This window comes from uncultured Tateyamaria sp., assembly GCF_947504105.1.
Classification (GTDB): Bacteria; Pseudomonadota; Alphaproteobacteria; order Rhodobacterales; family Rhodobacteraceae; genus Tateyamaria.
Genome location: NZ_CANNGP010000074.1, coordinates 1 through 11,039 on the forward strand (window position 1 = coordinate 1; position 11,039 = coordinate 11,039).

12 protein-coding genes are annotated in these 11,039 nt (G+C 54.0%); 6 read left to right on the forward strand and 6 right to left on the reverse strand.

Going from position 1 to position 11,039, the window contains the following annotated elements:
• Positions 1 to 398: 398 nt before the first annotated feature.
• The 5 genes from Q1A75_RS22435 to Q1A75_RS22455 all read right to left on the reverse strand — a co-directional run bounded on the left by Q1A75_RS22435 (position 399) and on the right by Q1A75_RS22455 (position 4,653).
• Positions 399 to 560, reverse strand: a complete 162-nt coding sequence (locus Q1A75_RS22435) for a hypothetical protein (protein ID WP_299555798.1) — start codon at positions 558 to 560, stop codon at positions 399 to 401.
• A gap of 180 nt (positions 561 to 740) precedes the next feature.
• On the reverse strand, positions 741 to 944 hold the full coding sequence (locus Q1A75_RS22440) for a hypothetical protein (RefSeq protein ID WP_299555799.1): 204 nt from the start codon (positions 942 to 944) through the stop codon (positions 741 to 743).
• Positions 945 to 946: 2 nt separating this feature from the next.
• Entirely contained in the window at positions 947 to 3,262 is a 2,316-nt protein-coding gene (locus tag Q1A75_RS22445; RefSeq protein ID WP_299555800.1) for a peptidase domain-containing ABC transporter, read from the reverse strand.
• Positions 3,259 to 4,503, reverse strand: a complete 1,245-nt coding sequence (locus tag Q1A75_RS22450) for an HlyD family efflux transporter periplasmic adaptor subunit (RefSeq protein WP_299555801.1) — start codon at positions 4,501 to 4,503, stop codon at positions 3,259 to 3,261. Before Q1A75_RS22450 ends, Q1A75_RS22445 begins: the two co-directional genes overlap by 4 nt.
• Positions 4,504 to 4,653, reverse strand: coding sequence for a hypothetical protein (locus Q1A75_RS22455; protein ID WP_299555802.1), 150 nt, complete (start codon positions 4,651 to 4,653; stop codon positions 4,504 to 4,506).
• Between the two features lie 487 nt (positions 4,654 to 5,140).
• On the opposite strand from Q1A75_RS22455, the gene Q1A75_RS22460 reads away from it, so the two are divergent.
• Positions 5,141 to 5,404, forward strand: coding sequence for a hypothetical protein (locus Q1A75_RS22460; protein WP_299555803.1), 264 nt, complete (start codon positions 5,141 to 5,143; stop codon positions 5,402 to 5,404).
• Positions 5,397 to 6,185, forward strand: a complete 789-nt coding sequence (locus Q1A75_RS22465) for an MOSC domain-containing protein (protein ID WP_299555804.1) — start codon at positions 5,397 to 5,399, stop codon at positions 6,183 to 6,185. The genes Q1A75_RS22460 and Q1A75_RS22465 overlap by 8 nt, the downstream gene beginning before the upstream one ends.
• A gap of 49 nt (positions 6,186 to 6,234) precedes the next feature.
• On the opposite strand, the gene Q1A75_RS22470 is transcribed toward Q1A75_RS22465, so the two are convergent.
• Positions 6,235 to 7,131, reverse strand: coding sequence for a LysR family transcriptional regulator (locus Q1A75_RS22470; protein WP_299555805.1), 897 nt, complete (start codon positions 7,129 to 7,131; stop codon positions 6,235 to 6,237).
• A 138-nt stretch (positions 7,132 to 7,269) separates the two neighbouring features.
• Between Q1A75_RS22470 and Q1A75_RS22475 the strand changes: the two genes are divergently transcribed.
• The 4 genes from Q1A75_RS22475 to Q1A75_RS22490 are packed head-to-tail and all read left to right on the forward strand — an operon-like array spanning position 7,270 to position 10,330.
• Entirely contained in the window at positions 7,270 to 7,746 is a 477-nt protein-coding gene (locus Q1A75_RS22475) for a nuclear transport factor 2 family protein (RefSeq protein ID WP_299555806.1), read from the forward strand.
• Between the two features lie 25 nt (positions 7,747 to 7,771).
• On the forward strand, positions 7,772 to 8,395 hold the full coding sequence (locus Q1A75_RS22480; RefSeq protein ID WP_299555807.1) for a glutathione S-transferase family protein: 624 nt from the start codon (positions 7,772 to 7,774) through the stop codon (positions 8,393 to 8,395).
• 57 nt (positions 8,396 to 8,452) lie between these two features.
• Positions 8,453 to 10,081, forward strand: a complete 1,629-nt coding sequence (locus Q1A75_RS22485; protein WP_299555808.1) for a pyridoxamine 5'-phosphate oxidase family protein — start codon at positions 8,453 to 8,455, stop codon at positions 10,079 to 10,081.
• A gap of 39 nt (positions 10,082 to 10,120) precedes the next feature.
• Positions 10,121 to 10,330, forward strand: coding sequence for a hypothetical protein (locus tag Q1A75_RS22490; RefSeq protein WP_299641331.1), 210 nt, complete (start codon positions 10,121 to 10,123; stop codon positions 10,328 to 10,330).
• The last annotated feature ends 709 nt before the right edge of the window (positions 10,331 to 11,039 follow it).

Below are 11,039 nucleotides of genomic sequence, written 5' to 3' on the forward strand. Positions count from 1 at the left end.
ATCTGCGTTTCATAGTCCATCCTTTCTTGGGACGGATTACTAGCACCTCAGTGGCCTGATTTCAGGGGGCTGGGTCAAACAGACTAACCTTAAACGCCGGACTTTTCAGGGGAGCAGGTCGCCACCTGCAACTGCCTTCAGTTCAGCTTCATTCAGGGTCTCGATCTTGGTAAGGCTAGTCATGTCTAGGATCCTTTCGTGGTTTGGCTAGACAGGGGTTGATTGGGTGTTGTTGACCCATCAGCCCCGCTCTTGTGCTGGGTGCCATCATTGGCTCCAGCCTTCTTGCCTGCCAAAGCGGCAACTTCGGCAGTTGGGAAGCTCGGGACCGTGGCGGGCCGCAATGAAGCGGCCCGCCTGCTTCTTCAGGAAAGAAGAGGCTTAGAGCCAGAGATTAATTACTTCACCTGTGACGCTTTATCCATAATGTCACGTCTGCGTTTTGCTTCCTCGACATACTCCAACATTTTGCGCAAGTCCTCATCTGTCTGGCGATCGCCACCTGCAACTGCCTTCAGTTCAGCTTCATTCAGGGTCTCGATCTTGGTAAGGTTAGTCATGTCTAGGATCCTTTCGTGGTTTGGCTAGACAGGGGTTGATTGGGTGTTGTTGACCCATCAGCCCCGCTCTTGTGCTGGGCCATCATTGGCTCCAGCCTTCTTGCCTGCCAAAGCGGCAACTTCGGCAGGTGATAAGCTCGGCACCTTGGCGGACCGCGCTGAAGCGGCCCGCCTGCTTCTTCAGAGGAGAAGAGGCTTAGAGCCAGACATTAACCACTTCACCTGTGACGCTTTAGCCATAATGTCACGTCTGCGTCGTTCGGCTTCCTGATCTGCCTCAAGTATTTCGCCGAGTTGCTTCGGCGTGATTCCGGGGCCATCGCCACCTGCAACTGCCTTCAGTTCAGCTTCATTCAGGGTCTCGATCTTGGTAAGGTTAGTCATGTCTAGGATCCTTTCGTGGTTTGGCTAGACAGGGGTTGATTGGGTGTTGTTGACCCATCAGCCCCGCTTTTGTGCTGGGCGCCATCATTGGCTCCAGCCTTCTTGCCTGCCGAAGCGGCAACTTCGGCAGGTGAGAAGCTCGGGAAAGTAGTGTGGTCTACAGTGTCATTCGTCCTGTTGAGATATGGATGGCTTCTCATGTCGACTTCGCATATCGACTCAGCGCGCATCTCAAGCACGCGGTCTGACATGCGAATGGTTTCAGGCCGGTGCGCTATGACGATGCGGGTGATGCCAAGCTGAGCAATGGACTCGTTCACCATGTGCTCAGTCGCCACATCAAGATGCGCCGTACCTTCATCCATGAATAAAATCTTCGGCTTTCTGTACAACGCGCGTGCCAGCATCAAACGCTGCCTTTGCCCACCGGACAATGTGGAACCCATATCGCCGACGAGGCTTTCATAGTTCATTGGCATGGCCAGGATCTCATCGTGAATCCTGGCAGCCTGTGCAACGGCGATCACCTGAGCCATATCGGTTTCAGCATCAAAGAAAGAGATGTTTTCCGCGATTGAGCCAGCAAAGAGATCATCCTGCTGCATGACGACGCCAATCTGTTTGCGAAAGGCAGCCAGACCATAGGTCGTCAAGGGCGTGCCATCAATCAGGACCCGGCCTTGGCTTGGTTGAAACAGCCCAGTCATGATTTTTAGAAGAGTGGTCTTGCCGCAACCGGACGCACCGATAATGGCCACGCTCGTCCCTGGCTCGATCTTGACGCTGATGTTGTTGAGCACATCTGTTGCATCGGCAGCGTAGCGGTAGCTCAACTTCTCTACCTCGATCAGACCGGTGATGGGCTTAACGTCGGATAACCCGGACTGGTCGTTGGGCTGCGTTTCTTCTTGTGTATGCACGATATCGGCAAGCCGCTCCAGATGCAGACCGAGCAGGCGAAATTCGATGGTGCGCTCTACCAGAGCCGAAGCTTTGTCGGTGAAGTTACGCTTGTAGGCCATAAAGGCGAAGATCATGCCAACCGTAAAACTGCTGTCCAACACAAGGTGAACCGCAACATAGACCAGAACGATCAATTCGATACCGAAGATGCCGGTCCTCGCACTTTCGAACCAGATCGACAATTTCTGGAAACGGGCGTCTTCATTGATACTATCGGCGAAGTGGTTCTGCCAGAAACGTTGCCGGTCATTCTCTCCACCAAAGAGTTTTAGCGACGTGATGCCGCGCACGCTCTCCATGAAAGTGGTTTGCTCCTTGGCGTGTGCAACAATGACGTCTTCCTGACGGGCGCGGAACGGCTTGTAAAAAGCCATCCGCAGGGCAAAATAAAGCGTCCAGGCGGCCAGCGCGATGGTTGCAAGGACAGGGCTGTAGACAAACATCAATGTTAATGTCGTCAATGCCATGGCACCATCAATAACGCTGGCGATCAAACCTTCGGTCAGCATGTCCTTGATCGGTGTCGCGGAACCAAAGCGGGAGACGATATCGCCTATATGCCGTTTTTCGAAGTAATCGACGGGCAGATGCAGGAGGTGACGGAAGAGGTTACCGACCATTTGATAAGACAGCATGCTGCCGAAGTAGAGCAGGACATATCCCCGCAGGGTTTGTGCCAAAACGTTGATGAGCGTAAGGCCACCAAAGCCAAGTGCCAGCACGAGCAAGAGTTCGGTGTCGAAAGAGGCAAGAACCTCATCGACTGCGATTTGCAGATAAAAAGGACTGGCGAGAACAAATAGCTGCAAGACAACCGACAGTGCCAAAACCTGAAGCAGGTTGCGCTTCAACCCAAACATCCTGCCCCAGAGATCAGAGAGCCTCAGGGTGGTTTTTGCTTCCCGCCTCACAAACTTCTCTGTTGGGGTCAACTCCAGGGCAACGCCGGTAAAATGCTTTGAAAACTCCGCTGCCGTATAGCTTCTTTCGCCGAGGCTTGGATCGTGTAGCGTGAATTTATTTTTCGCAACCGATTTGAGAACGACAAAGTGGTTCATATTCCAGTGCAATATTGCTGGTAAACGCAGCTGCCCAACATGACTGAGAGGCAATTTCACGGGGCGTGACGTAAGGCCAAGCCGGTTGGCAACTTCCATGACGGACCGCAGTGTCATGCCCTGCAGGCTGGTCATGTACTTACGCCGTAGGGTCGAGAGATCCGTGCTGTGACCATAATAGCCCGCAACCATAGCAAGAGAAGCCAAACCGCATTCTGCCGCTTCATTCTGCCGAATAACTGGAAGGCGCGCGCGGCCAGACAGATTTAGGCCCAAGAAATTGGATTGATCCGTCATGACCGTTCTCGTAAAGCTCTGATCGGTTGCAGAAGCCAGTCAACGAAAGATTGCCTCTCCTGAATGATGTTGGCTTCCAATTGCATGCCTGATTGCAGGGCAACGGTATTACCATCAATATTCAAGGTTTCAGCCGCGAGTGCCGCAGTCACACGGTAAAAGGGTTCGGTTAGCTCAAAGGGGGTTACGGCCTCGCGAGGGGAGAGGATCGTCTTGGTCACCTTGAGTATCTCTGCTGGATAGGATCCAAAACGTTGATAGGGAAAGGCAGCGTAGAGAAGCCGCGTTTCCTGGCCTTCTTCGACGAAACCGATGGCGCGGCTTGGTACGAAAAGTTCCGCGATAAGTTGACTGCCCTCTGGCATGAGGGTGAGAATAGGCTGCTCAGGAACGACGCTCTGCCCAATTGTATGACTGGTGATCGAAGTGATCCGTCCGGCAACGGGGGCTTTGATCACATAGGCTTCCTGACCGAGGAGTTCAGCCTCACGGGTATCAATATCGAGCAGCTGGCCGCGTACCTGCGCGATCCGGCTCTTGGTCTCTCCAGGTAGCTGCTTGAGCTTGATCTCGAGTTGAGCGAGTTGTGAGCGCGCGCTCTCCCGTTCCTGCTCCTTCAGTCGCTCCTGCGCCTGTTGGTTCAACCAGTTCTGACGCCGGTGTTCAAACTCAACCTTGGAAATAAAGCCCTTATCGAGAATGCCTTCAACATCCTTAACAGCAGACTTGGTCGATTTCGTAATCTCCTTTTGAAGAGCGATTTGGCTATCGAGCGATGAGATAAGGAGGCGTGCCGCTGCCATCTCCGCGCGTATCCGCCCGATTTCCGAGGCTAGCTGGCTCTCTTCGAGAACAATTTGATTTTCAAGATTCAGTTGCTGTTCGGCGAGGGTTTGCAGCGAGCTGGATTCGACCGACATCCCGTTGGCCGTAAGACTAGCTGCTTCAACAGAGACCAGAGCATCTCCTTTTTGAACCAAATCTCCTTCGCCCACATGCAAAGCACTTAGGCTACCAAAGCGTCCCGCCTGAATTTTGACCAGCCCGCCCGTCGGGACGAGATAACCAGGTACCCGTTCGACCCGAGTGTAAGACCCCGTAAACAGAATGGTCAGCGCGAGGACGCATAGGGCAGCTAGGACAGCAGTCACGACTTTGAAAGAAACCGGGCTGGTGAGAAAAACATCACCGTGCAGCCTTTGTCTCTGCGCATCTAGGGCTTCTGATCGAAATAAGGTCACTCAATTGCCCTTTGGACCAGCTACATAAAGTCCTATCGTTAAAGCATTCGTGTTACTTCGAGTGTCCCATTTTTCTGCGTGATTATTCAGCTCACTTTTCTGCGCCCATACACCCTGATTTCTAGATCCCTCAATGATTTCATCACTCATATCGCTCCACCTTTCTGATAAAATACCATTTTGGCCAACGCCACCCACAAGCGATATGAAAGGACGATAATCAGGGTATGTTATTCTTGGCTTGCTTCATCTAAATCAGGCAACCGCATCGAGACGTTCGCTAGGAACAGCTGTATCTCGTCCGCTTGTTCCTTCGGGACACGGACAAAAGCACGATCTGGGTTGCGAGAACATGACGACAGATTGCCCCCAAGGCTGGCGGCATTCACTGCACGGTCACGAAGGCTATCAGCCATAACTCTTGTCCCCCTGTGAAGCTCCACCGGGGCCGAAGGCCTGGTTTCATCTTCGCGGTCGCCAGCTTCCCGGCCGGTACCGCGTCACCAACTTACACCACATAACCTGAGTGGGAATCCCAACCCATCTTTTGAGCCATTTTCAGCCGACTGTTTGTGCCAGTCTCATACGGTGTGCATCTCAGGCCCAGGATCTTCACGCATACCAGTTCGCGAAACAGATGGAGCAATTGCGCGGTGCAGCCGACAAAGCCGGGGCGCAAATTTGGATGAGGTTCGAAAACAACATCGTTTCCGGTGTCGAGAGCGGTCCGGAAGTTGACTGGTTCGAGCTATTGGACCCCATCAATCTCAGCCGCGCGGTCAACAACGGCTGTTCTTCTCCGGCACTTCTCAAGAGAATGCGTGCAACTGTATCCCTTGATGTCACCGTAAGCCTGCAGGAACATAGGCATGCATGTCTCAAAGGAATAACAGGTGTCTAATACAAGCCCGACGATCATCCAACTCAACAGATTTCCGATAAAAGGTCTGTCCGCCGAACGACTCAAGACCGTAATGCTCGCGGAGGAGGAAGGGTTTCCCGGCGACCGGCTTTTTGGATTTGCCCGTTTCAATTCCGGCTTCGACCCCAAGAATCCGAAACCACTTCCAAAGGACCGCTTTGTTGTGCTGCTCAAGGTTGCTGGCCTCGCAGGGTTGAAAACTGTTTTCCATGATGAAAGCCAGGTGCTTGAAATTGCCAACAAAGATGAGGTCGAAGTCTTCGACATGCGTGATCCAGAACAGTCTGCGGCCGCGGCTCGTTTTCTCGACGAAAAATTGAACCTACCCGATTCTGAGCCGCCCACATTCGTGTCATCCGCACCGCACCGGTTCACGGATGTGTCGGTCGTTTCACCTCAAATGATGAGTGCAATTTCGGTGATCAACCTCAACTCTGTGCGTGATTTCGAGGCGCGCGTCGGGGCAAATATCCACGTGGATCGGTTCCGTGCCAATATTGTCGTCGACGGGTTGCCGCCATATCAAGAATTGGAAGCGATGGATGCCACATTGACATTCGGAGACGTGTCTTTCCGTATCCTGTCCCGCACCAAGCGTTGCGCCGCAACCGAGGTGAATCCGGACACTGCGGAACGGGATCTGAAAATTCCATATTTGCTGCGCAAGGAACTGGGTCACATGGACATGGGGGTCTATGTCGAAGTGGCGTCTGGAGGTACGTTGAACGCTGGACAAGTTGGTGTGCTTCAAATGCCATAACTTGCCGATGATATCATGCTCCAGCCAACGACCTTCAGTGCCGGAGAAGTCAGTTTAACACTGATGTTGCTCTCAGGCGATCGCGCGCCAGTTCGACGAATGCCCGGATCTTTGCCGGGGCACGTCGGCCTTCAGCATGAACAAGGTGGATCGGCAATGGTGCAGGTTCAAACTCTTCGAGAACAGTTTGCAACGTCCCTGCCTGAAGATCAGGACCGACTTGATAGGACAGGACTCGGCAAATTCCCCAACTGCGTTTTGCGACCGAAATTGCGGTCGCAACGCTGCTGACCGACAGGCGCGGCTTGACCCTCACGACGTCTTGCATGTCGTGACCAAAACGCCATTCGGCCGTCGGGCTGACAGGCGAGGCCGCAACGATTTGGTGTGATTGCAAGTCTTGGGGGCTTACAGGCCGTCCATGTGCCTCGAAATATCCCGGTGTTCCACAGACAATCCGGCGCACTTGCCCGACGCGGACAGCGACAAGGCCTGATGCAGGCAGTTCGCCGATGCGGACTGCCAGATCAAATCCTTCCTCGATCATGTTAACGATTCGGTCGACCATCAACACGTCGGCATTGACGCCGGGATGCGTGTCGAGAAACTCTGTCAGGATGGGTGCTACGTAAATGCGGCCGAACTCGTTGGAACAGGTGATCCGAAGCTGCCCGACGGGGTTTGTTGCGGCCCCCTTGGCCGCATCATCTGCCGCCTGAAATTGTGCAAGGACATGTCGCGCATCCTCGAGATAGGTTTGCCCGACTTCCGTCAAACGGACCTTGCGGGTTGTGCGAGTGAATAGCCGCACCCCGAGGCGCGCTTCCAGCGCATTGATACCCCGTGTTGCGGAAGGGGCGCTCAGTCCGGTTTTACGTGCGCCACCAGCAAAGCTTTCCGCTTCTGCGACGGCAACAAACACTTCGAGGCTTTGCAATCTATCCATGATCTTACCCTTTCAATAACTATCATTTTGCAAAGTAATGTCTTTCATATTTGATGAATTAATCCACAAGCCGCAAATTGTTATCAAATCTGAAAGCACGGGTGACCGTGCCAAACCAGAAACCTAAAGGACTTGATGATGTCGACTGAACCCCCTCGTAACCCTCTACCGCCTTTCAGTAAGGCAACTGCCGAAGAAAAGGCGCGACTGGCCGAAGATGGTTGGAACGGGCGTAACCCTGCCAAGGTGGCCCTAGCCTACACCGTCGATAGCAAGTGGCGAAACCGGGCCGAGTTTCCGCAAGGCCGGGCCCAGATTGAAGAGTTTCTGACCCGCAAGTGGAACAAGGAACTTGACTATCGTCTGATCAAGGAACTCTGGGCCTATACCGACAATCGGATCGCAGTGCGTTACGCCTATGAATACCATGACGATAGCGGCAACTGGTTTCGGGCGTATGGCAACGAAAACTGGGAGTTTGACGAAAATGGTTTCATGACTTACCGCCACGCCTCCATCAACGAAAAACCCATCACCGAAAAAGAACGCAAGTTTCGCTGGCCACTGGGTCGGCGCCCAGATGATCACCCGGGTCTGAGCGACCTTGGCCTTTGAACGTCAACCGAAACTGGAAGATCCCATGACCCCCATCAAACTCTACCGCAACCCCAAGTCAGGGCACTGCCACCGTGTCGAGCTTATGCTTGCGCTGCTGGACCTGCCTTATGAGACCGTCGATCTGGATATGGCCAACGGGGCGCATAAAGCGCCGGAATACCTCAAGATCAGTCCCTTCGGGTTGGTCCCTGCTATTGATGATGGCGGCTATACATTGGCCGACTCCAACGCGATCATGGTGTACTTGGTGCAGACCTATGCAAAGGGTTCCAAATGGATGCCGCAAGACCCCAAGGAGGCCGCGGATGTGCAACGCTGGCTGACTGTGGCCGCCGACAATATCTATTCTGGCCCATGTGCGGCCCGTCTCGTTAAAGTGTTTGGCGCGCCGTTGGATCACTCCGCCGCCGTCGCTAGAGCCCACAATCTGTTCAAGATGATGGATGCGCATCTCGCTGATCGCGATTGGCTGGTAACCGACACGATTACTATCGCCGACGTGGCCGGTTACAGTTACATCGCCCACGCGCCCGAGGGCGGTGTCGACCTGACCCCATACCCGAACATCCGCACCTGGCTTGGTCGGATCGAGGCCGAACCGAAATTTGTCGGCATGGCAACCTCACCAATTCCAGAGCTGGCCTGATTGAATGGGTCGCCGCCCTTGCGGTGGCCCGACATCACAATTTCAGAGGTGTCCAACATGGAACACGTCGTTGCAGAAACCCCATTTCACTCAGGTGAACTTGAAGCGCAAACCCGCGCTGGCGTTGGCGATGTGGCGCAGTGGGCTGGCGGGTTCATCCGCGACTACCTGCCGGAACAGCACCGTGACTTTCATACGTCATTGCCTTTCCTTGTGGTTTCTGGCGCGGGTACAGATGGGCAGACTTGGGTCACACTGGTGGATGGGGAAGAAGGCTTCATTCGTTCACCTGATACACGGTTACTGACCTTGGATACCCGAATAGACGATCAGGACCCGCTGGCGGATGCATTCAGCGCAGGGACTGAGGTTGGTGTGGTCGGGATTGAACTGGCATCGCGGCGCCGCAATCGATTCAGTGGACACTTCCACAAATCCGACACCGGCTATGCCATAGATATCCGTCAGACATTCGGTAACTGTCCGCAATACATCCACGAACGCGCCTGGACTCGGGTAGCACGCGCCAAACCAGCAAAGGCCTTGTCCAGTGCAACCCTGTCGCCAGAACAGATCGCTTTGGTTCAGGCATCTGACACGCTGTTCATCGGGTCCGGTCACCAGAAAGGCAACGACGTGCCCTCTCGTGGGTACGACGCTTCACATCGCGGTGGTGCGCCAGGATTTGTACATGTGTCTGATGCCGGTCACTTGCGTATTCCCGACTACTCGGGGAACAATTTTTTCAACACGATCGGCAATTTGCTGGTCGATCCACGTGTCGGGCTTGTCTTTGTCGATTTTGAGACGGGAAGCCTATTGCACATCTCTGGCCGCGCCAAAGTTGATTGGCAGCCTGAAAATACACATGACGCTGATGCCTGGCGCGTGATTGATGTTGAGATTGATGCGGTTGTCGAACGCCCTGGTGCCGTGGCACTGCGTTGGGTGCGGCAGGACCACTTGTCCCGTCGCCTTAAGGTCACGCGCCGGGTAAAAGAAGCAAAGAATATCACGTCCTTTTACCTAAGTCCCGTCGACGGCAAGCCACTGAAACCCTTTGAAGCAGGACAGCACTTGCCAGTTGAGGTTCAGATCCCGGGCCAGGTCGGGACATCCAAACGCAGCTATTCGCTTTCCAGTGCGCCACATGCAACCGACAGCTATCGGCTTAGTATAAAACGTGAAGATAAGGGGCTGGTGTCCCGTTTCTTTCATGACGAAATTCAGGAAGGCAGCATTGTCGAGGCGTCGCAACCCTCTGGTGATTTCGTTATCCCATGCAGTAAATGCCCCCTTGTCCTGGTCAGCGCAGGGGTGGGATTGACCCCCATGGTATCCATGTTGCACGCAAGCTTGTCTGAAAACATCGCGCGACCCGTTTGGTTTGTTCATGCGGCGCGCAATGCACGTGAGCATGCGCTGCGCGAAGAAGTCGAGATGCTGATTGCGCGCCACAGCGGCGCACAGAACTGCGTTTTTTACAGTCGCCCCGATGACGGTGAACGTTACGATGTCGCCGGTCGGATTGATGCAGAAGCCTTGATTGCACTGAACCCCGGCGCTGAGGCGCATTACATGCTGTGTGGCCCGGCCCAGTTCTTGTCGGACATCCGCAATGGGTTGGAGAAGGCCGGTGTGCCCGCGGCCAACATTCACTTCGAAACCTTTGGGCCAACGGGATAGCGCCGGCCTGTGGGGTGTGGATGTTGTCAATGCCGTCAGATGGTTGTGACCATCGTTGATCACAGGAAAAACAAAATGGAATTGACCCGTTCAGATAAAGAGTCAGCCGAAGCCGTGATCGAGGCCTTGCAGTATACGCTGAAACAGCGAGACGCTGAAATCGTGCGCTTGAAACAAGAGGTGCACCTCTTGCAGCGGAAAAACTGGATCACTGACGCCTGCGGAGATGACATGTGGGATTTGGATTGAACCATGTCCCAAACACCCTGTGTGAGGGCCATCGCAACGAGCTATTGATACACTGAACAAGCCACTTAACTGCACCCTTCGCGCCAATTGAATCGCTTAGAGCAAGCGGTTTGCGCCGATTTGCCCAGAAGCATGATGCAACCTTGCCTAGGATCGGAACAGTAGTTGTTCGGACCGATCGCACGGTCCAGGCTCGCCGACGACGGACGGTGTTTGCTCTAGTTAAGGAAGCATCCCGAACTCCAGATTGGCTGCGCGGCGCAAGCGCATGGCGCAGAGTGACGACAAGACATGCATGACTGGTGCGCGGAGGGGGCTGTGGTGTGAGGCGCTGTGCGTCAGGACGTTTAACCAACCTGGGTAGAAAAGCTGCTTGGCTCAAAGCCTTTCTCAATAGATGTTGTGCGTACACTTCGATTTTACAGCAGCATGCGCAGAGTAAAAAAATGGCGCAACAAGAGTTGCACCATTTTGTGTTTGTGATCTTTGATTGACGCCGCAAAAATCTAGATGTCTATCCCCAGCTTTTGATGTGGTCCGGCACGCTCGTCAGCTTAACACCAAACGTGGTCTCCAGTGCGTCGGTATCAACCGCCATTTCATCCCCGTCCAGTTTGGCAATCGCACCATAGAGAGAGGTGGTCCTAGATTTTCGACCAATTTGCAGCCGGTTTAAGATGGATCAGGGGTTCATTTAGGCTGCTATTCT